The organism is Xanthomonas pisi DSM 18956 (genome assembly GCF_001010415.1).
Lineage (GTDB): Bacteria > Pseudomonadota > Gammaproteobacteria > Xanthomonadales > Xanthomonadaceae > Xanthomonas > Xanthomonas pisi.
This window is the reverse complement of the sequence record NZ_JPLE01000235.1, coordinates 1-416: the sequence shown is the minus strand read 5'-3', so window position 1 is coordinate 416 and position 416 is coordinate 1. Positions and strand designations below refer to the sequence as shown.

The window sequence follows — 416 nt, the reverse complement described above, 5'->3', positions numbered from 1 at the left end:
CTCTTCACTTGCACGCGCAATCGCTTGCATCTAAGTTCGGATTCATGGATGGTGACATAGTGTCACTTTTCTGTGAAGAAAATAATATTGAATCAGAAATAAAAGACAAGGACTCGCACGAAGTTTTAATTAAATTAGTAAGGAAGCACCTTCTGCCGCTGGTCAGTCACGTTGAGGTGTTTGAAATATCAACGATGCACAACCCGATACGTTGTGAAGCTGACTTCATCGATGAGATGCGTCAAAGCGATGTGCAAGTTGAAGGGGGCGTCGAAGAAGTATTACAGTGCATTGAATAAACGGGGAATTTTGAATGACTAACAAAACGCAGCGCATCAACTTTGAAGGCGAAGAATAGGAAATAGACACTCGTGCAAGATTCGGTGCGGGCGATTCTAACGGAACCATATGGGCGG

Annotated in this window: 1 protein-coding gene; it reads left to right on the top strand. The window is 43.8% G+C overall.

Annotation, left to right across the window (positions count from 1 at the left end; all coding sequences use genetic code 11):
• Positions 1-299, top strand: a 299-nt coding sequence (locus Y887_RS20540) for a hypothetical protein (protein WP_211257019.1), incomplete at its 5' end; no start/stop codon positions are given.
• Between the last annotated feature and the right edge of the window lie 117 nt (positions 300-416).